The sequence below is a fragment of the Curtobacterium sp. Curtsp22 genome (assembly GCF_059492135.1).
Genome location: NZ_CP168519.1, coordinates 939031 through 959140, shown reverse-complemented (window position 1 = coordinate 959140; position 20110 = coordinate 939031). Strand labels below are relative to the sequence as shown.

The following is a 20110-nucleotide window of genomic DNA, read 5'->3' as shown; positions in this document are numbered from 1 at the left end:
CCTGGAAACGCTCGTTCAGGGGGTGCAGATGCCGGTCTACCTCGACCACGCCGCGACGACGCCGATCCTGCCGGAGGCGCTCGCCGCGTTCACCGCCGCGCTCGGCACCGTCGGCAACCCGTCGTCGATCCACAGCGCGGGGCAGCAGGCGAAGATGCTGCTCGAGGACGGCCGCGCCGCCGTCGCCGCCTCGCTCGACGCCGACCCGGTCGAGGTCGTCTTCACCTCCGGCGGCACCGAGAGCATCAACCTCGCCGTGAAGGGCATGTTCTGGGCGCGGCAGCAGGACCGTCCGCGCCCGCGCATCGTCGTCCCCGGCGGGGAGCACCACGCGACGGTCGACACCGTCGAGTGGCTCGAGCGCCACGAGGGCGCGGTCGTCGACGTGGTCCCGTTGGACGCGCAGGGTCGCGTCGACCTGGTTGCCCTGGAGGCGCGGCTCGCCGACGCCTCGGACGTCGCCCTGGTCACGTTCCTGTGGGCGAACAACGAGGTCGGCACGATCGCGCCGGTGTCGCGGATCGTCGAGCTCGCGCACGCCGCGGGCGTGCCCGTCCACAGCGACGCGGTCGCCGCGTACGGCCAGGTACCGGTGTCGTTCGCCGCCTCCGGGCTCGACGCGTTGAGCGTGTCGGCGCACAAGATCGGCGGCCCGGTCGGCATCGGCGCGCTCGTGCTCGGCCGTCGTGCGACCGTCGAGCCGCTCATCCACGGGGGCGGGCAGCAGCGCCAGGTGCGGAGCGGGACGCAGGACGCCCCGGCAGCGGCGGCCTTCGGGGTCGCGGCCGCGATGCCGCACGCGGACGTCCGGGCGCTGCGGGACCGGCTCGTCGCCGGGGTGCGGGCAGCGGTGCCCACCGCGGTGCTGATGGGGGACCCGGTCGACCGACTCCCCGGCAACGCGCACTTCACGTTCCCGGGCTGCGAGGGGGACTCGCTGCTCTTCCTGCTCGACGCGGCCGGGGTCGCCGTGTCGACCGGTTCGGCGTGCCAAGCCGGCGTGCCCGAGGCCTCGCACGTCCTGCTCGCGATGGGCCTGTCGGAGCAGGACGCCCGCGGTGCGCTCCGGATCACGCTCGGGCACACCACGACCGACGCCGACGTCGACGCGTTCCTCGCCGCCCTGCCGGACGCGGTGGCGCGCGCCGGAGCCGCGGGGATGGCGTCGAGGGAACCGCTCCTGGGACGCTGACCGGTCCACCGGGGCCGAGCCGCGCCTCCCGGGCTGGGAAGCACCGGTAGGATCGGTGATCATGGTCGAACTGGACTTCACCGAGCAGCTCTCCGCCCTCCGCGAGACCTTCGGCAACATCCGCTCGGTGGTCGACGTCGACCGCCTGCAGCGTGAGATCGCCGACCTCAGCGAGCAGGCCGGGGCCCAGGACCTCTGGGACGACGTCGAGCACGCGCAGCAGGTGACGAGCGCGCTCTCGCACCGGCAGTCGGAGCTGAAGAAGATCACCGACACCGAGCGCCGCATCGACGACCTCGAGGTGTTGGTCGAGATGGCGAACGAGGCCGACGACCAGGACTCCGCCGACGAAGCTGCTGCCGAGCTCAAGGCGATCCAGAAGACGATGGGCGACCTCGAGGTGCAGACGCTCCTCGACGGTGAGTACGACGACCGCCCCGCGGTCATCACGATCCGTGCCGGTGCCGGTGGTGTCGACGCCGCGGACTTCGCCGAGATGCTGCTGCGCATGTACCTCCGCTACTCGGAGCAGCACGGCTACAAGACCACCGTGATGGACACGTCCTACGCGGAAGAAGCGGGCATCAAGTCCGCCACGTTCGAGGTCGACGCCCCGCACGCGTTCGGCACCCTGTCGGTCGAGGCCGGCACCCACCGCCTCGTCCGGATGTCGCCGTTCGGCGCCGCGGGCAAGCGGCAGACGTCGTTCGCCGCGGTCGAGGTCATCCCGCTCATGCCGGAGACCGAGTCGATCGACATCCCCGAGAACGACATCCGCGTCGACGTGTTCCGCTCGTCGGGCCCCGGTGGGCAGTCGGTCAACACGACGGACTCCGCGGTCCGCCTGACCCACATCCCGACCGGCACCGTCGTCTCGATGCAGAACGAGAAGTCCCAGATCCAGAACCGTGCCGCCGCCATGCGCGTGCTGCAGTCGCGCCTCCTGCTCCTCAAGAAGGAAGAGGAGAACGCGAAGAAGAAGGAACTGGCCGGCAACATCACGGCGAGCTGGGGCGACCAGATCCGCTCGTACGTGCTGGCGCCGTACCAGATGGTCAAGGACCTGCGGAGCGAGCACGAGGTGAACAACCCCTCAGCCGTGTTCGACGGTGACCTCGACGGGTTCATCAACGCGGGCATCCGCTGGCGCAAGCAATCCGACGATTCCTGAGCCGCGCGCCTCGGTTGATTTCCGGGCGACGCGACCTACCCTGATCCGGTCATGATCAAATTCGACCAGGTCACCAAGGTGTACTCGGGCAACCCGAGCCCCGCCCTCGACGCCATCTCCCTCGAGATCCTCAAGGGGGAGTTCGTCTTCCTCGTGGGCGCGTCCGGGTCCGGCAAGTCCAGCTTCCTCCGCCTCGTGCTGAAGGAGGAGAAGCCGTCGCGCGGGCAGATCCACGTGCTCGGGCAGCGGCTCGGCGCCCTGTCGTCGCGCAAGGTCCCGTACTTCCGTCGCAACCTCGGCGTGGTCTTCCAGGACTTCCGGCTCCTGCCGAACAAGAACGTGTTCGACAACGTCGCGTTCTCGCTGCAGGTGATCGGCAAGAGCAAGGGCTTCATCAGCGAGGCCGTCACCGACGTGCTGAAGCTCGTGGGCCTCGCCGGCAAGGCGACCCGCATGCCGCACGAACTCTCCGGCGGTGAGCAGCAGCGCGTGGCGATCGCCCGAGCCGTCGTCAACAAGCCGGCGATCCTCCTCGCCGACGAGCCCACCGGCAACCTCGACCCGACGACCTCGGCCGGCATCATGGCGCTCCTCGAACGCATCAACCAGGGAGGCACCACCGTGCTCATGGCGACCCACGACGCCAGCATCGTCAACCAGATGCAGCGCCGCGTCATCGAGCTCTCGAACGGGACGATCCTGCGCGACGAGCAGTCCGGCGGCTACCAGACCCAGGCCGTGCCGATCCAGCGCGCGGGCGTCTCGAACACCACCGGCATCCAGACCATCCCGGGGATCATCCGATGAGGCTCGGGCTCGTCATGTCCGAGGTCGGCTCGGGCCTGCGGCGCAACGCGTCCATGGTCGTGTCCGTCGTCCTCGTGACCTTCATCTCGCTCACCTTCGTCGGCACCGCGATCCTGCTCCAGATGCAGATCAACCAGATGAAGGGGTACTGGTACGACCGGGCGCAGGTCGCGGTCTACCTCTGCACCGACACCGACACCACTGGTAACTGCACGGGGGCCAAGGCCACCGACGACCAGCGCAAGCAGGTCCAGGAGCAGCTCGACTCGTCGACCCTCAAGCCGTACATCGAGAAGACGTACTACGAGGACCAGGACCAGGCGTACGACCGGTTCAAACAGCAGTTCAAGGACTCGCCGGCGACGGAGTTCGTCAAGCCCGAGTACCTCAACGAGACGTTCTGGGTGAACCTGAAGAACCCGTCGCAGGCGGACGTCCTCGTCGAGAGCCTGTCGAAGGTCGCCGGCGTGCAGAGCGTGGTCGACCAGCGCGGGTACCTGCAACCGATCTTCAACCTGCTCAACGCCTCGTCGTACACGGCGATCGGCATCGCGGCGCTCATGCTCGTCGCCGCCGTGCTGCTCATCGCCACCACGATCCGGTTGTCCGCGTTCAGTCGACGGCGAGAGCTCGGCATCATGCGCCTGGTGGGGGCGTCGAACCGGTTCATCCAGACACCCTTCGTGCTCGAGGGGGTGATCGCCGCTGCCATCGGGGCCGTCCTGGCCGGTGGCGCGATCACTGCGGTGGTCTGGTTCTTCGTGCGGAACTACCTCGCGCAGCGGTTCTCGGGCACGGCGTTCATCGGCATGGGGGACGCGGCCGTCGTGGTGCCGTCGGTGATCGTGATCGGCATCGTGCTGGCGGGACTGTCCGCCTTCGTCGCGATCCGCCGCTACCTGAAGGTCTGACGCGTCGGCGGTCGTGCTGGCCGAGTCTCGGGCCGGCGGACACTTTCGTGCCTCCGGTGCCGCGAAGGTGTCCGCGTGGCCGAGTCTCGGCGGCAGCCGATCCCGCCCCGGCGCGGGCGGCGCGCCGGGAAGGTGCGGTGGGCGCCGCGCGTTGGGTAGTCTGTGGGGCTGCGCATCCGCAGCGACCGCACGGAAGGAGACACGCATGGCGAAGGAACGCGGCGAGAAGATCGTGGCGACGAACCGTCGCGCGCGTCACGACTACCTGATCGAGGACACGTACGAGGCCGGCATGGTGTTGTCCGGCACCGAGGTGAAGTCCCTCCGCGAAGGGCGCGCCTCGCTCGTCGACGGGTACGCCTTCATCGACGGCGGCGAAGCCTGGCTCGACGCCGTGCACATCCCCGAGTACACCGAGGGCACGTGGAACAACCACGCTCCCCGGCGCAAGCGCAAGCTGCTCCTCCACAAGCAGCAGATCGTGAAGATCTCGCACAAGACGGCGCAGGGCGGCTACACCCTCGTGCCGCTGCAGATCTACTTCCACGACGGCCGGGCCAAGGTGGAGATCGCGGTCGCGAAGGGCAAGCGGGAGTTCGACAAGCGCCAGGCCCTGCGCGAGAAGACGGACAAGCGCGAGGCCGAGCGGGCCATGCGCACCCGGAACCGCGTCGGCGAGTAGCGCCGGTGCACCTCGGTCGGCTAGACTGAGGGACTGCTCCGATCGGAGCATTGGCAACTCAAGAGCGTGACAGCGGTTCGCACGTCCGGCCCGCATGGGGATGATCGGTTTCGACATTGCCTGTGTGCCGACGGGAAGCGGGCCGAGGACCCACGGTCATCTCGTCAACGATCCGTGGAAAACAACAAGTGCCAATTCCAAGCGCACTGACTTCGCTCTCGCTGCGTAAGCAGCCCAGCACATGAAGTCCGTCGGCCAGGTGATCGTCTTCTAACCTGAGTTCCGGCGTCATCCAGAGGACTTGCTGCACGGTTGCGCCTCAGGGCCGTGCGGGACTTGCACTGAGACTGGGCCCGTCGTCCTAGAAGCCGGTAGCAAAGGACGGGGCCGAGCAGAACGAACCATCCGGATACGCCCGTAGAAGACGTCGAATTGCAGCGATGGACGGGGGTTCGATTCCCCCCATCTCCACCATTCGTCGGACGCCGCACCGCTGTCACGCACTGCCACACCGAACGCCCCGACACCCGTCCCCGGACGATGCCGGGGCGTTCGCTGTCCGGCCACCTCCGAGGACTACGATCCGCAGCAGGCGCGGGAACACGCCCGTGCCCACGAACGGGAGGTCCACGTGGTGCAGGAGATCGCGATCCGAGTCCGTCTGCGCGAGCAGGAGCGAGTGGTGCTCGCCGACTACGAGCGGGCGGTGGCCTCGGTCGCGACCGTCGCTGCGCTGGCCGCGTGGCTGCCGACGCCGGACGCCCGGTTGGTCATCCGCGGGCGTGGGGCCGAGCCGGTCCGCCTCGAGACGGTGACGTACGGCTCGGTGATCGAGATGCTCGTCGTGCTCGACCAGCGATCCGCAGCCGTCGAGCGTGGGGCCGCCGCGATCGCCGCGCTCATCGAGTCCGTGCGGCAGGCGCACGTCGAGGACGACGTGTCCGGTGTGGCCGGTGAGCTCGACCGCCTCGACCGTTCGGCGCCGCGGGGTCGTTCGGTGGTCGAACGGTCACTCCGTGCCTTCCTCGAGGGTGCCCGCGCCGACGTGCTCGCCCGGAAGACGACGACCCGCGTCCGGGCAGCCCAGGCGCTCGTCCGGCTCGCCGAGGACGGTGCGTCGATCGTCGTCGAGCGAGTGGAGGACGCCCTCGCGCCGACGCTCGAGGAGCACGAGGTCGACGTCCTCGCCGACACGGGGAGCGCGGTGGTGGTCGAGCCCGTCGACGGGGTCGAGTCGCCCGAGCCCGAGCCCGAGCCGGACAAGAAGGGCAAGCAGAAGTCCGACAAGAAGAAGTCCGGCAAGAAGCAGGACGCGAAGAAGAAGTCGGACAAGAAGTCGGACAAGAAGCCGGACGACAAGAAGAAGTCGGACAAGAAGAGCAAGAAGAAGCCCGAGAAGAAGTAGCCTGAGGGCTTGTACAGCACGTTTGTTTCCATTGTGTTAAACAATCCGACCAAAGTGCTGTCACGGTGCCAGAGTCGATGAGCGCAGCCCCCGTCCGAGGGGCGGCGCTCATCGACAGGAGCAACAGTGGCTACAACGACACAGGCGCTGCCGGACTCCGGCCTCAAGCGCAACGTCGGCTTCATCGGGCTCATCTGGGCCTCGACGGGGTCGATCATCGGCTCCGGCTGGCTCTTCGGTTCGCAGGAGGCCCTGAAGACCGCCGGGCCCGCCGCGATCATCTCGTGGCTCATCGGTGGCGTGGCGATCCTCGTCCTCGCACTCGTGCACGCCGAGCTCGGCGGCATGTTCCCGATCGCGGGTGGAACAGCGCGGTTCCCCCACATCGCCTTCGGTGGCATCGCCGGAGCCTCCTTCGGGTGGTTCTCGTGGCTGCAGTCCGTGACGGTCGCCCCGATCGAGGTCGAGGCGATGATCAAGTACGCGCAGCACTGGCAGTTCGCCCACCCGTGGCTGCACACCGTGGTCATCGAGGGGGAGACCCAGCAGCTGCTGACCGGCGCCGGGATCGCGGTCGCGATCGTCCTGATGGCCGTCGTCACGGTGATCAACATGCTCAGCGTGAGGATCCTCGCGAACACGAACTCCGCGGCGACCTGGTGGAAGGTCGCCATCCCCCTGCTGGTCATCATCGTCCTGGCGTTCAGCGGGTTCCACGGCTCGAACTTCACGGCGGCGGACGGCTTCATGCCCGAGGGTGCGAAGGGCATCCTCGCCGCGGTGTCGACGTCGGGCATCATCTTCGCGTTCCTCGGCTTCGAGCAGGCGGACCAGCTCGCCGGCGAGGCCAAGAACCCGAAGCGCGACATCCCGCGCGCTGTCATCGGCTCGGTGCTCATCGGGCTCGTGATCTACCTGCTGCTGCAGATCGTGTTCCTCGGCGTCCTGCGCTCCGACGCGATCCAGGGCTCGTGGGCGACCGCGGACTTCACGAAGTACACCGGACCGTTCGCCGACATCGCGATGGCGGCCGGCATCACCTGGCTCGCCGTGGTCATCTTCATCGACGCGATCATCTCGCCCGCCGGCACCGGCCTCATCTACGTGACGGCCACGAGCCGCATCTCGTACGGCCTCAGCCGCAACGGGTACTTCCCGAAGGCCTTCGAGTGGACGACGAAGCAGGGCGTGCCCTGGGTCGGCCTCATCGTGGCGTTCGTCGTCGGGTGCGCGTGCTTCGCGCCGTTCCCATCGTGGCAGGGGCTGGTCAGCCTCATCACGAGTGCGTCCGTCCTCATGTACGCGGGTGCACCGTTGGCCCTCGGCGCGTTCCGGAAGCGGATCCCCGAGGTCGAGCGCCCCTACCGGATGCCGGCCGCGACGCTGCTCTCACCGATCGCGTTCGTCGTCGCGAACCTCATCATCCTCTGGACCGGGTGGGACACCGACTGGAAGCTCGGGGTCGCGATCCTCATCGGTGCCGTGGTGATCATCCTGAACAACGTGTTCCGCGGCGCCTCGAGCGTCCGCCCGCGCTGGGACTGGAAGGCGGCCCAGTGGCTGCTGCCGTACCTGATCGGCATGGGGCTCATCGTGTTCCTCAGCGACTTCGGCCCGCTGACGCACCCGGTGTTCCCGCTGTGGATCGACATCGTCGTGGTGGCGGTGTTCTCCCTGGTGATCTACTACTGGGCGATCAACTCGGCGTCCGACCGCAACGAGATCCTCCGCACCGCCGAGGACGTCCGAGACGTCGAGGAGAGCGGCGTCGTGGAGCCCGTCCACCACTAGGACCCGCGCCACGGGGCGCGCGGTCTCAGAAGTCGAACAGGTTCTGCCGGATGCCTCCGGCGCCGTACTCCCGTCGCAGGAGCCCACGGCGCCGGAGCACCGGCACGAGGTCGCCGAGCATCCGGTAGACCTGCGCCGGGTGCAGGTCGCCCGAGAAGATGATGCCGTCGTTGTCCGCGTCCGCGCCGAGCTCCTCGATGAAGTCCGCGAACTCGTCGGCGGTCCCGACGAAGCCCTCGCGCGAGGACACCCGACCCTTCCGGGCCTTGCGCTCCAGGAGCGTGCGCAGCGGTGCGTCGGGGGTGTCGCCGACGAGGCCGCGGATCGTCCCGGCCGAGACGTGGTCGCCGAACGTGCCGGCCGGGATCGGCGCGTCGAGGTCGAGCGCGAGCAGGTCCGTCTCGGAGTCGCTCGACCACGCGATCGCCGCGGTGCGGAGGTCGTCGTCGGACGGGTGCCGGGAGGCGTCGACGACGCGGTCCGCCTCGGCCGCCGACGACACGATCTCGGGCTTGAGGACGAACAGGATCCGCAGGGCGTCGGCAGTGCGTCCGGCGTCGGCCGCGGCGGAAAGCACCCGCGCGCGGTAGTCCCGCACGGCTGCCGCGGACAGCGGTGCGAGCGCGAGCTGCACGTCCGAGTGCGTGCCGGCGAACCCGAGCCCGCGGCCGGAGCCACCGGGGGAGACCACGATCGGGTCGGAGTCGAGCGGGAGGGCGTTGAGCGGGCCGTCCGCGGTGAAGTAGGCGCCCTCGTGGTGGAACGCGTCGAGGGCGTCGCCGTCGGCGAAGTGCCAGTCGGAGCGGTCCCCGACGTACCCGGAACCCCACGAGTGCCAGAGCCGCCGCACGAGCTGCAACCACTCCTCGGCGCGGTCGTACGCCGCGTCGTGCGGGAGCGGGGCGAGCCCGGCGTGCCGAGCGCTCCCGGTGTCCGTCACGACGTTGACGCCGAAGCGGTCGCCGGAGAGGTGCGCGAGCGTCGCGAACTGCCGTGCGGCGAGGTACGGCGGAGTGAACCCGGCGTTCACGGTCGGGGCGATGCCGATGTGCGAGGTCGCGGCGAACAGGTACGGCGCGAGCAGGAGCGGGTCGTGCTTCGGGCCGCCGTACGCCTGCCGGATCCGCAGGTCGAGCGTCGACGGGTTGCCGAGCGAGATCGCGTCCTCGGCGATGACGAGGTCCATGCCGGCCTGCTCGAGGGCGCGGACGGACTGCTGGTACAGGTCGGGCTTCGTCCAGTCGTGCCCCCAGTCCCAGTCGGACCGGCCCCACGCCTGCGGGCCGAACCCGCGCGAGAAGAAGTACCCGAAGTGCTGCAGTCCGGCCATTGCCTAGAGTTCCTCCGCGATGACGTGGTTGCCGGGAACGGCGTGTTCGAGGGAGGCGAGCTCCGAGTCGGAGCCGACCCGCGCCTCCTGGCCGACAGCGCCGACAGCGCCCGCCCCCGCGCCGCGCACCGCGGCGAACCCGCGCGAGAGGTCGCGGACCAGGTCCGCGACGTCCTCGATGCCAACCGACAGTCGGATGAGGCCGTCGTCGATGCCCTGGTCGGCCCGTTCCTGGGGCGTCTTGCCGGCGTGCGTCGTGGTGGCGGGGTGCAGGATCAGCGAGCGGACGTCACCGAGGTGGGTCATCCGGCTGAACAGCTGGACGCTGTCGATGAAGGTCCGCGCGGCGGCTTCGCCGCCGTCCAGCGTGAACGCGAAGACGGACCCGGCACCGCGCGGCAGGTAACGCTGGGCGAGGTCGTGGAACGGACTGGAGGCGAGACCCGCGTAGTCGACGCTCGTCACCTCCGGCTGCTGCTCCAGGAAGGACGCGACGGCCAGCGCGTTCGCGCTGTGGCGTTCAACGCGCAGCGACAGCGTCTCGATGCCCTGGCGGAGCAGGAAGGAGTTGAAGGGGGAGGGCGTCGGGCCGATGCGCGAGGCGACGACGTCGCGTGCGAAGACGACGAACGCGCGGCTGCCGTAGCGCTCGACGTAGCTCTCGCCGCCGAGCGACCGTTCCGGGCTGGTCAGGTGCACCCAGCGGTCCGGAGTCGCCGACCAGTCGAAGGTGCCGCCGTCGACGACCACGCCGCCGAGTCCGGCACCGTGGCCGGAGAGGAACTTCGACGCCGAGTGGACGACGATGTCGGCGCCGTGGTCGACCGGACGCACGAGGTACGGCGTCGCGAGGGTGTTGTCGACGATGAGCGGCACACCCGCACGGTGCGCGGTGTCGGCGACGCCGGTGATGTCGAGGACGTCGTTCTTCGGGTTCGGGATCGTCTCGGCGAAGAAGGCCTTCGTGTTCGGGCGGACGAGTCGCGCCCATTCGTCGAGGTCGCGCTGGTCCGCGACGAAGTCGACCTCGATCCCGAGGCGTCCGAGGTTCTGCACGAGCAGGCCCTTGGTGCCCTCGTAGATGCTGCGCGCCGCGACGACGTGGTCGCCGGCCTGCAGGATGCCGAGGAACGCGACGGTGGCGGCGGCCTGCCCACTGCCCACCAGGATCGCCTCGACGCCGCGCTCGAGCAGCGCGACCCGGCGCTCGACGTCGGCGTTCGTGGGGTTGCCGAGCCGCGTGTAGGTGTAGCCGTCGTCGGTCCCGGCGAAGCGGTCGCGGGCCTGGTCGAAGTCGTCGAACAGGAAGCCCGAGGACATGTGGATCGCGGGGACCCTCGCACCGTGGCCCTGGTCGGGCTGGAACCCGCCGTGCACCTGCTCGGTCGCGAAACCGTGCGCCTCGTCCGTCACGGGACACCTCCTGCCGTCGTCGTGCCGGTACTCTCGCAGGCTTCTCCCCACGGTTCCCGTTTGCGGCGTTCCGTTACGGCGGGCGGCGGGCGCGTTCGCGCGGCGATCGCGACACTGCACCCGTCGATCGACGCGTGTGACGTCGGAAGGTGCGCACGCACCGGACTGGAGGCGCGGGTCGGCGCCGACCCGCGCCTCCCGTCCGGTGTCAGTCGCGGTGCGCGACCGTGGCGACCACCGCGGCCAGGCGTGCGGGCAGCCCGGGCGCGAGGCCCTCGGGCAGTGCGTCGAGGGCGAACCACCGGACGTCGTCGCTCTCGTCGCTGACGGTGGTCGCCCGAGCGGGATCGACCGCGGCGACGAAGCCGACGTCCCAGTGCGCGGCGCAGGTGAAGCCCCCGTGCAGGTCGTGCCGGTCGAGGTCGGCCACGGAGGTGTCGAGCAGGTCGAGGTCGGCGATGCCCGACTCCTCGCGGGCCTCGCGACGGGCGGCCTCGGCGAGGTCGCGGTCGCCCGGTTCGAGGTGTCCACCGAACTGCACCCAGAACCGGCCCTTGCGGTGCAGGCACAGCAGCACGCTCCCGAGGTCGGGCGAGAACACGAAGCACGACGCGGTGAGGTGCTCCGGGCCGCCGTCGCGTCGGAGTGCCGCGTCGCCGTGGGTCCGCACGAACTCGAGGAAGCGGTCGCGGTGCGGAGCGGTCGTCGCGGCGAGGGCGGTGGTCACGTCGTCGAGGTGCACGTCGTCATCCTCGCAGCGGTCGTTGCGCGTGCGGGGTTGCGACGACGTCGATGTCGTACGACGGCGGGCTCGTCGTTGCCGCGCGTGCGCAACTGTTGCGCGCGCGGGGTTGCGACGACGTCGATGTCGTACGACAGCGACGATGTCGTTCCGAGTCGGCCGCGGCCCACGGCCCACGGCCCACGGCCCACGGCCCGCCGCCCGCCGCCGCACGCGTCAGAACAGCGCGCGGACCCCGTCTGAGACGGTCGCCCACACCTCGAGCAGCGGACCGCGCGCGAGCCACACCGCGACCGCGTTCACGGCGACGAACAGCACGAACCAGACCGACGCCGGCACCCGCATCTCGGCCGCGGCGATGTGGAAGTCGGTCTGCACACGGGCCCCGGTCGCGAGCCACCGGGCGACCTGCACCACCGAGCGCAGCCCGTCCACGACGAAGAACGCCCCGACCGCGGCGACGACGAGCACGGTCGTCTCGGACGGGCGCAGGGCGACCCAGAGCGCGAGCGCGTCGAAGCCGAGGACCACGAGGATCCCGAACCAGTTCCGCACGAACGCGAGCGCGACGAGCCCGACGACGCCGAGGACCACGACGGGCACCCACCGTGACCCGTGAAGCACCCCGGTCACGAGCAGCACGCCTGCCCAGAGCGGCGCGCTGTAGCCGGCGTAGAGGTTGACGATCCGCACGAGCCACCGGATCCCACCGGGGACGCGCCCGAGCTGGACCCATGCCTCGCCCGAGCCGTCCGGGTGCAACTCGATGCGCTGGATGCGTCCGCCGAACGGCACGACGACGACGGCGTGCCCGACCTCGTGCGCGATCGTCGCGGCGATGCGCGCCACCCGGCCGACGAACGGCACGAACGGCAGGACCGCGCCCACGAGGAGCGCGACGACGACGAGGGGCGGGGCTGCGGTGGTCAAGGGACCAGGATCGCAGCACCGTCCGTGACGAACCCGGCAAGACCCTGGGGGAGCAACGACGGCACCAGCGTCGCGGCGATCACGATGACCGTCGCGACGATGGCGAGCGCCGTGAGGACGGCGAGGAACACCGTCAGGCGGTTGAAGCGCGTGTGCCTGGCTATTCGACCGTCACCGACTTGGCGAGGTTCCTCGGCTTGTCCACGTCGCACCCCAGCTGGAGCGCGAGTTCGCGGGCGAGCATCTGCAGCGGGACGACGGCCTCGAGCGGACCCCACGGTGCGGTCGCGCGACCCCAGGCGAGGTCGCCGACGATGCGACGGCCGAGCGCGGGGATGTCCGACCCCTCGCCGCCGATCGTGATGACGAACCCGCCGCGGGCACGGACCTCGGCGATGTTCGCCTGCAGTCGGTGGTCGCCGTGGTCGATGACGACGACCGGGGTCCCCTCGTCGACGAGGGCGAGCGGGCCGTGCTTCAGCTCGCCGGCCGGGTAGGCCTCGGCCCAGCGGTAGCTGAGCTCCTTGAGCTTGAGCGCGCCCTCGGCCGCGTAGGGCAGCCCGGCACCGCGGCCGAGGAAGAGGAAGCCGGTCGCGTCCTTGACGCTCGAGACGAGCAGCGGGATGCGGTCGGCGGCGATCGCGGCGGCGTGGTCGATGCGGGCGGGGAGGTCGGAGAGCTCGCCGACGAGCGCGGCCGCGCGTTCGCCGTCGATCCGACCCGAGGTGACGAGCGCGGAGATCACCGCGGCGACGCCGACGACGACCTGCGCGGTGAACGTCTTCGTCGCGGCGACACCGATCTCCGGGCCGGCGTGGCAGTCGAGCACGGCGTCCGCCCGTCGGGCCAGGGACGAGTGCACGTTGTTCGTGAGCGCGAGCACCGGGTGCCGGTCCTCGAAGCGGTCGAGCGCGCGGAGGACGTCGGCGGTCTCGCCGGACTGGCTGATGGCGACCACGAGCGTGCCCGGGCCGAGCACCGCCTGGTCGGCCTCGCTCGCGACGACGATGTCCGTCGGCACGCCGCCGATCCCGCGCAGCGCGGTGGCGATCACCTGCCCGGCGTTGAGCGAGGTGCCGCACGCGACGATCGCCAGTCGGTGGAACCCGGGGAGCCCCAGGCCGACCCACATGCTGCCGTCCGCGGCCCGGCGGGCGACCCGGTCGAGGATCGAGGCGACGACCTCCGGCTGCTCCTCGATCTCCTTCGCCATGTGGTCCGGGTGGTCGCCGAGGTCGAGCGCAGTCGCGGCGAACGGGGACGGCGTCGGGAAGGGCACGGGGACCGTGACGCCGGAGGACGACCACGTCCAGGCCTCGCCGAGTTCGACGACGTCGCCGTCGCGGAGCGCCACGAAGGTCTCGCACCACTCGGCGATCGCCCCGATGTCGCTCGCCACGAAGTCGCCGCGGGCGGACCGTGCGACGACGAGGGGGGAGCGCTCGGCGGCGACGACCATGCGGCCGTCCCGGGCGTCGAGCACCACGATCGCCCACGAGCCCTCGAGCTGCGCGGTCGCGATCTGCACCGCGAGCATGAGGTCCGGGTCCACCGCGAGCGCCCGCTCGACGAGGTGCGCGATGACCTCGGAGTCGACGTCCGACGAGAACACGTGGCCCTGGCGCTCGAGCGTCGCACGGAGCCGGTCGGCGTTCTCGACGATGCCGTTGTGCACGATGCTGATCCGGCCGGAGCAGTCGGCGTGCGGGTGCGCGTTCGCCTCCCGCACGACGCCGTGCGTGGCCCACCGGGTGTGCCCGATCCCGACCCCCGTCAGCGCGTCGCCGGAGCGTGCGGCGACGAGCGTGCGCAGGTCACCGACGCGCGACACGGACCGGATGGTCTCGGTGCCGCCGTGGGCGGTCCGGACGGCGATGCCCGCCGAGTCGTACCCGCGGTACTCGAGTCGTTCGAGTCCGTCGAGCAGGTAGGGGGTCGCGTCGTCGGTGACGCGGGCCGCGATGATGCCGCACATCTGGTTTCCCTTCGGGTGGGAGGAGCAGCTCGGGTGGGGGAGGGAGGAGCCTTGCGGCACCGACCGCCGTCGGGTCTGCCGTGCGTCCGGTCCGCCGGCCCGGGGCGCCGCCCGTCCTCGGATCAGGCGAGGACGGACGACGGCGTTCGTGGGCCGACGGTTCGGGTACCGGACGGGGTACCACGGGCGGGCTCCCGGAGGAGCACGGCGGTCGGTGCAGGAGAAGCATCACCCGCCGGTCGGTGACACGGCAACGGTCGTCGCCCGCTCTTGCGGTTCACCGCGAGCGGTCCCCCGTTCGGAGGACAGGGCGTGCGGAGTCCCGCAACCCGCATCCACGGCCCGCACCGACGACGAACGGGAGGCGCGGTGCCAGCTGGCACCGCGCCTCCCGTCCGGTGGTGGGTCGCGTCTCGACTACGTGAGCAGCGCGACCAGGTGCGAACGCGAGCGCGCCCCCACCTTGCGGTAGATCTGCGTCAGCCGCAGCTCCACCGTCCGCTGCGACATGAAGAGCGACGAGGCGATCTCGCGGTTGCGGTACCCCTCCGTCACCTTCTGCACGACGGCGCGCTCCTCCGCGGTGAGCGAGGTGAGCACCGCCGACGCGTCCGGCGCGCTGCGCGGCGTCCCGGGCATCTGCGCGGACAGCACCGGCCCGGACCGGAGCGACGTCGGCGAGCCGAAGACCGGCATCGCGACCGTCGCGGCCGGGGTGGCCAGCGGACGCCGGAGCCCCGCCGCCTCGTACGCCGCCGCAGCGGCCGCACCGAGGCGCGGACGCTCCGTTGGGGTCCCCACGGCAGCGAGCGCCGCGAAGGTCCGAGCACGTTCGAACTGCGAGTCGTGCGGCTGGAACAGCTCCAGTGCACGGCGACGCGCGGTGTCACGGGTGGTGTCGTCCGCGACCAGCGCGAGGCTCCGTGCCAGGACGAGGGCGCCCCAGCGCGACGGGCGGGCGTGGTGGTCCGCCGCCAGCCGTGCGGCGATCGCCCGGGCGTCGTCGATCCGGTCGAGTCGCGTGTACGCCTCCACCAGGTCGCCGAGGTGCCGGAGCAGCGCCGGGTTCCGCAGGGAACGACCGATCGCGTCCGCCGCCTCGAGCGAGGCCGCCGCCTCGTCGAGCCGACCGTCGAGCAGCAGCACCCGGCCGCGGAGGGCGTGCAGCTTGGCGGTCGCACCCCACAGTCGGTTCGTGGAGCGCTGCGCGAGGCACCGGTCGATGACCTCGAGCGCCTCGGGGGAGCGCCCCTCGGCGAAGTGCCGCCAGGCCAGGGCGATGGCACGGGACGGCTCGCGGAGCCGTTCGACCACCGACGACCCAGCTTCCCACACGTCGATCGCGCGGAGCGCCTGCCGGAAGTTCCCGGAGCGCACCTCGTTCTCGGCGGACAGGTAGCGCGCGGCCTCGGTCCAGACCGGCATGGCCTGCTGTCCCCGTGCGAGGACGAGGGCGAACACGCGGCGTGCGCTCCGGTACCGCTCGGCGATGCTCAACGCGTGGGCGAGCAGCAGCAGCGCCGGGTCGGACATGCCGACCAGCGTCGCGGTGGACAGCCCGTCGTGCAGGGCCGTGTCGGCCGGGAGGGTCCCGTCGACCGCGGCGATGAGCTCGTGCACGGTCCCGGTGATCTCCAGGGTGTGCGCGGACGCGGACCCCTTGAGCGGCTCGGCCCGGGCGAGGAGGTCCCTGGCGTGGTCGAGCTCCCAGGCCTCGGCCCGGAAGGAGGCGACCATCGCGAGGAGTCCGCTGAGCGCGTCCGCCTCGGCGGCGTTCTCGGGGTCGACCGGCACGAGGAGCTCGTCCGCGTGCACGGCGTCGCCGCTGAGGTACTGCACCGAGTACGACAGCCGGAGCCGCCGGGTCTCGTCCGCGGTCGCTCGGAACGGCCGGATCGCGGCGAGGTACCGCGCGGCGAAGCCGAGCAGCCGGTTCGCGAGCAGGGCCTCGGCGACACCGAGGAGCGCCGCGTGCTCGTCCTCGTGCCCGGAACCGATGTGCAGGGCGCGTTCGGTGAGCACGACCGCGGCCTGGGCGTTGCCGTCCACGACGTACGAGCGGGCTGCACGGAGCAGTGCGACCACGTCCGGGACGTCGTCGACGAAGCTGCGGTGCCACGCGGCCGCACGCGGGTCGGACTCGGCGCTCGCCGCGGCGAGTTCCGTGTGCGCGGCCCGACGGTCCCGTGCCGGCATCCGCCAGTACAGCGCGGAACGGACCAGGGGATCGCGGACCGAGACGGTCTGCCCCTTGACGGTCGTGAGTCCGGCGTGTGCCAGGTCGTCGAGCTCGTCGCGGTCCCAACCGGTGGTCTTCGCCACGGGGACGAGGGCCAACCGCGCCAGGACGTCCAGATCGCGTCCTGCTGCGGAACCGAGCACCAGGGCCGCGATGGCCTCGGTGGTCGGGGTCGGTCGGAGCGGCAGCACGAGCGGCTCGGAGCCGTTCAGCTGCTCGCGACTGAGCACGGCGAGCTGCTCGCGCAGTGCGCCGGGGTTGCCACCGGTCTCCTCGGCGAGGACGGCGAGGACACCCTCGTTCGCGTCTTCCGGAGCCATGTCTCGGGCGAGCACGAGTGCTTCGTCCGAGGGCAGCGGTTCGATCCGGAGCGTCGGCAGGGCCGCGAGCGGTCCCCCCGGCGGCACGGTGCGGACCGTGGCGACGACGCGCAGTGCCGTGCCGGCGAGCCGCGACGCGAGGAACGCGATGAGCTCCTGGCTCTCCACGTCCATGCGGTCGAGGTCGTCGATCAGCACGAGCGTCGGCGGCAGGGTGAGGGCGTGCACGGCGTCGAGGAAGTCGTGCGCCGCCGCCAGCCCCGGCGTCTGCCGGTCGACGGGTGCGCTCCCCTGGAGGAGGTGCGCGATGTGGGCCGTCGCACGGGGATCGTCGAGTGCGGTGAAGAGCGAGGTCACGCCGGCCAGGGGCCAGTGGGACTCACTCCCGTTCACTCCGACGCGTACGACGGGGAGGGAGACGCGGTTGGACACCGCGTCGAGGACGCTGCTGCGTCCGGAACCAGGGTCGCCGACGACGACCATCGCGGACTCACGAGGGAGTACAGCGAGGGTCGCGATCCGGTCGACCTCGAGACGGCGACCGGTGAGTGCCATGACTCACCGGCCTCCGGGCCCGGAAGCGGATGCAACGGAGGAGAGGGACCGGTCGGAGGCACGGCGGGTGACCGCGCGCAGAGCCGGACGTGGGGCACGCAGGGAAGAACGCGTGCCGGAGCAGTCGGAAACGGAATGCGGATGACGAGTGAGGGTGCACTCGGTTCCGCTCGGGAACGATGAAGTCATCGTCTGTATCACCCCTCGGGTTAGGGTCTTCGGACGAAGCACGACCGGTCTGGCATCCCGTTCGGAGCTAGGGACTCCGAAGCGGCACCTGACCTGTCGCCTGAAAGCAAGATAACTCAGGTTCTGGCTCGGATGGCCGGTCTCCGCAATCCGATGTCCACCCTCGGTGTCCCCAGTCCGGGGGGCCACGTGCCCCCCTCGGGGGGTGTTCCGGGATCGGCTCCGGCGATCCGCGGTACGAAACCGGGGTACAGCCGGTGTCCGCCGCAGGGCCGACCCGCTGGGTGGTCGTCGGTCGAGTGTTCGTGCCGACTCGGAACGACAACGCCGATGTCGTACGACGTCGATGATGTCGCTTCCGCGCGGCCGCAACGGTTGCGCGCGCGGGACTGCGACGAGGCCGCTGTCGTACGACGTCGACGATGTCGCACCGCGGCGCGTGCAACAGTTGCACGCGCCGGGCGTTCGGGGCCGTCAGCGGCGGATGACCTCGACCACGGCGTCGTGCACGAGTCCGTTCGTCGCGAGGGCGCTGCCGTGCCAGGGACCGGGATCGCCGTCGAGCGAGGTGAACCGGCCACCGGCCTCCTCGACGATCGGCACGAGCGCCGCCATGTCCCACGGCTTGAGGTCGGGTTCGCCGGCGACGTCGAGGACGCCCTCGGCCACGAGCATGTACGACCACATGTCGCCGTAGGCCCGGGTACGCCAGACCCGACGGGAGAGCGTCACGAGGGCGTCCAGGCGGTCGTCGTCGTCCCACTGCTGGATGCTGTTGTAGCTCAGGCTGGCCTCGGCCAGGGAGTCGACGCCGGAGACGTGCAGTGGTCCGTCGAAGGAGTGCGCGCCGAGCCCCTCGGCCGCCCACCAGCGCTTGCCCAGGGCGGGGGCGCTCACGACGCCGAGGACCGGGCGCCCGTCCACCGCGAGCGCGATGAGGGTGGCCCAGACCGGGACGCCGCGGAGGTAGTTCGCGGTGCCGTCGATGGGGTCGACCACCCACTGGCGGTGGCCCTCGCTGACGGCCTCGGCGCCGGTGTCGGCGGTGGTCTCCTCGCCGAGGAAGGCGTCGTCGGGACGCTCGGCACCGAGCCGCTCGCGGAGCGCTCGTTCGACCGCCTGGTCGGCGTCGGTGACGTGCGTGCTGTCGGCCTTCTTCGACACGTGCAGGTCGGCGGCACGGAACCGCTCGAGGCTGATCGCGTCGGCGGTGTCGGCGAGGGAGCGGGCGAAGTCCAGGTCGGCGCTGAGGTCCACGGTCGCCAGCGTAGCGGGGGCTACGCCGCTACGACCTCTTCCTCCTCGAGGGCGGTGACCTCGCGCGCACGGGCGATGCGGGCCCGGCGGGCGACGAGACCGTGCACGACGACGCAGAGCAGCACGGCTGCGGCGAGCCACAGCGCAAGCACGAGCGACGACCGACCGAGCGAGGCGCCCGGGAAGTACTGCAGGTCCTGCGCTGCCTGCAGCCAGGCGGCGCCGCTCCAGAACGTGTTGAGGCCGGCGAAGAACCCCGGCTGGAACGACGGCTGGAAGATGCCACCGGAGGACGTGAAGTTCAGCATCACGAACAGCATCGTGAGGATCGGGGTCGTCCACCGACCGAGCAGCGGGTGGAGGCCGACCCCGAGCGCGACGATGATCGCGTCGTACATCCAGGCGAACAGGAAGATCTCCCACCGGTTCGTCGTGATGATGCCGTACAGCGGACCGGCGATGAGGATGCCGATGCCCGCGACCACTCCGGCCGTCGCGAGGCCGGTGACGGCGGTCCACAGCGGTCGCAGCCGGGTGGAGAAGGCGGCCACCGCGATCGCGGACGCGTAGCCGCCGACGCTCAGGGCGACGAGCAGGAAGAACAGGCCCTGTCCGGTGGTGTCCTCGTCGCCGGAGGGCACGACGTCCTGCACCGTGAAGGGCAGGTGCGACCGGTAGGCGATCGGCATGAAGATCTTCTGGGCCGCGCTGGCGGTGGTCTCCGACGCCGCGGTCGAGACGTAGAGCGTCGCCCCGGTCGTGGTCGGCGCGTACACGGCAGCGAGGTCGCGGTCACGGACCTGGCGCTCGGCCTCGGCGGTGGAGGACACGACGTGGGTGACGAGGGCGCCGTCCGACTCGTCCGTGACGGTCTGTGCGAACACCTGGGTCGCCGCACCCTGTCCGACGATGCCGACCGGGAGGTCGTGCGGCGTCGGGGCGTGGAAGGCGCCGAGGTAGGCGAGACCCATGCCGATCGCGAGGAAGAGGGGCACGAGGATGTGCGAGCCGAAGCTCAGCAGGGTGCGGCCGAGTCCCTGAGGACGGAGCGTCGACGGGCCGTTCGGCTGACGCGGGGCCCTGGAGGCCCGAGGGGCGGCGTGCGAGTGGTTGTGGGGGGAGGTTGTGTGCACGTGCGACGTCGTTGTCGTCATGGGGGAGGACGGGGCGTCGACGGCGGGGGTCGGCGCAAAGTTGTACT

Annotated in this window: 16 protein-coding genes and 1 other RNA gene; 8 read left to right on the top strand and 9 right to left on the bottom strand. The window is 71.0% G+C overall.

Translation table 11 applies throughout. The features are described from left to right. Positions 1-28: 28 nt before the first annotated feature. From ACEN8D_RS04555 to ACEN8D_RS04520, 8 genes are all read left to right on the top strand, one after another. Positions 29-1192 (top strand): cysteine desulfurase family protein, encoded by a 1164-nt coding sequence (locus tag ACEN8D_RS04555; protein WP_309779820.1) that lies wholly within the window; start codon positions 29-31, stop codon positions 1190-1192. Positions 1193-1253: 61 nt separating this feature from the next. Further along, the gene (gene prfB / locus ACEN8D_RS04550) at positions 1254-2363 is read left to right on the top strand and encodes a peptide chain release factor 2 (protein ID WP_070419094.1); all 1110 of its coding nucleotides are present in this window, start codon (positions 1254-1256) and stop codon (positions 2361-2363) included. A 51-nt stretch (positions 2364-2414) separates the two neighbouring features. Further along, entirely contained in the window at positions 2415-3170 is a 756-nt protein-coding gene (gene ftsE / locus ACEN8D_RS04545) for a cell division ATP-binding protein FtsE (RefSeq protein WP_070416382.1), read from the top strand. Further along, entirely contained in the window at positions 3167-4081 is a 915-nt protein-coding gene (gene ftsX, locus ACEN8D_RS04540; RefSeq protein ID WP_070416381.1) for a permease-like cell division protein FtsX, read from the top strand. Before ftsE ends, ftsX begins: the two co-directional genes overlap by 4 nt. 205 nt (positions 4082-4286) lie before the next feature. After that, complete coding sequence (smpB, locus tag ACEN8D_RS04535) at positions 4287-4763, top strand: SsrA-binding protein SmpB (RefSeq protein ID WP_022907777.1); 477 nt, start codon at positions 4287-4289, stop codon at positions 4761-4763. Positions 4764-4859: 96 nt separating this feature from the next. Then, positions 4860-5237, top strand: a transfer-messenger RNA (tmRNA) gene (ssrA, locus tag ACEN8D_RS04530). 157 nt (positions 5238-5394) lie between these two features. Next, on the top strand, positions 5395-6168 hold the full coding sequence (locus ACEN8D_RS04525) for a hypothetical protein (protein ID WP_413398886.1): 774 nt from the start codon (positions 5395-5397) through the stop codon (positions 6166-6168). A gap of 126 nt (positions 6169-6294) precedes the next feature. Then, positions 6295-7959: an APC family permease gene (locus ACEN8D_RS04520; RefSeq protein ID WP_413398885.1), complete on the top strand. Its 1665-nt coding sequence runs from the start codon at positions 6295-6297 to the stop codon at positions 7957-7959. Positions 7960-7984: 25 nt separating this feature from the next. Here ACEN8D_RS04520 and ACEN8D_RS04515 read toward each other — a convergent pair whose 3' ends face one another. The 9 genes from ACEN8D_RS04515 to ACEN8D_RS04475 form a co-directional block, all read right to left on the bottom strand. Next, the gene (locus tag ACEN8D_RS04515; RefSeq protein WP_261647060.1) at positions 7985-9289 is read right to left on the bottom strand and encodes an LLM class flavin-dependent oxidoreductase; all 1305 of its coding nucleotides are present in this window, start codon (positions 9287-9289) and stop codon (positions 7985-7987) included. Positions 9290-9292: 3 nt separating this feature from the next. Beyond that, positions 9293-10702, bottom strand: a complete 1410-nt coding sequence (locus ACEN8D_RS04510; protein ID WP_413461607.1) for an O-acetylhomoserine aminocarboxypropyltransferase/cysteine synthase family protein — start codon at positions 10700-10702, stop codon at positions 9293-9295. A gap of 208 nt (positions 10703-10910) precedes the next feature. After that, a complete protein-coding gene (locus ACEN8D_RS04505; RefSeq protein WP_495601171.1) occupies positions 10911-11444 on the bottom strand; it encodes an NUDIX domain-containing protein in 534 nt (177 codons plus the stop codon). A 216-nt stretch (positions 11445-11660) separates the two neighbouring features. After that, entirely contained in the window at positions 11661-12374 is a 714-nt protein-coding gene (locus ACEN8D_RS04500) for a M50 family metallopeptidase (protein WP_413399827.1), read from the bottom strand. Beyond that, a complete protein-coding gene (locus ACEN8D_RS04495; RefSeq protein WP_261647065.1) occupies positions 12371-12505 on the bottom strand; it encodes a hypothetical protein in 135 nt (44 codons plus the stop codon). Before ACEN8D_RS04495 ends, ACEN8D_RS04500 begins: the two co-directional genes overlap by 4 nt. A 29-nt stretch (positions 12506-12534) precedes the next feature. Beyond that, complete coding sequence (gene glmS, locus ACEN8D_RS04490; protein WP_413461834.1) at positions 12535-14349, bottom strand: glutamine--fructose-6-phosphate transaminase (isomerizing); 1815 nt, start codon at positions 14347-14349, stop codon at positions 12535-12537. A gap of 417 nt (positions 14350-14766) precedes the next feature. Continuing rightward, positions 14767-17463, bottom strand: coding sequence for a helix-turn-helix transcriptional regulator (locus ACEN8D_RS04485; protein WP_413461730.1), 2697 nt, complete (start codon positions 17461-17463; stop codon positions 14767-14769). A 663-nt stretch (positions 17464-18126) separates the two neighbouring features. Continuing rightward, positions 18127-18909, bottom strand: coding sequence for an inositol monophosphatase family protein (locus tag ACEN8D_RS04480; protein WP_083294964.1), 783 nt, complete (start codon positions 18907-18909; stop codon positions 18127-18129). 20 nt (positions 18910-18929) lie between these two features. Beyond that, the gene (locus tag ACEN8D_RS04475; protein WP_413399310.1) at positions 18930-20042 is read right to left on the bottom strand and encodes a hypothetical protein; all 1113 of its coding nucleotides are present in this window, start codon (positions 20040-20042) and stop codon (positions 18930-18932) included. Positions 20043-20110 lie beyond the last annotated feature (68 nt).

Bases quoted from the DNA above. Each gene is read 5' to 3' on its own strand.
- ACEN8D_RS04555 (WP_309779820.1), top strand. From the start codon at position 29: ATGCCGGTCTACCTCGACCACGCCGCGACGACGCCGATCCTGCCGGAG.
- prfB (WP_070419094.1), top strand. From the start codon at position 1,254: ATGGTCGAACTGGACTTCACCGAGCAGCTCTCCGCCCTCCGCGAGACC.
- ftsE (WP_070416382.1), top strand. From the start codon at position 2,415: ATGATCAAATTCGACCAGGTCACCAAGGTGTACTCGGGCAACCCGAGC.
- ftsX (WP_070416381.1), top strand. From the start codon at position 3,167: ATGAGGCTCGGGCTCGTCATGTCCGAGGTCGGCTCGGGCCTGCGGCGC.
- smpB (WP_022907777.1), top strand. From the start codon at position 4,287: ATGGCGAAGGAACGCGGCGAGAAGATCGTGGCGACGAACCGTCGCGCG.
- ACEN8D_RS04515 (WP_261647060.1), bottom strand. From the start codon at position 9,289: ATGGCCGGACTGCAGCACTTCGGGTACTTCTTCTCGCGCGGGTTCGGC.
- glmS (WP_413461834.1), bottom strand. From the start codon at position 14,349: ATGTGCGGCATCATCGCGGCCCGCGTCACCGACGACGCGACCCCCTAC.
- ACEN8D_RS04485 (WP_413461730.1), bottom strand. From the start codon at position 17,463: ATGGCACTCACCGGTCGCCGTCTCGAGGTCGACCGGATCGCGACCCTC.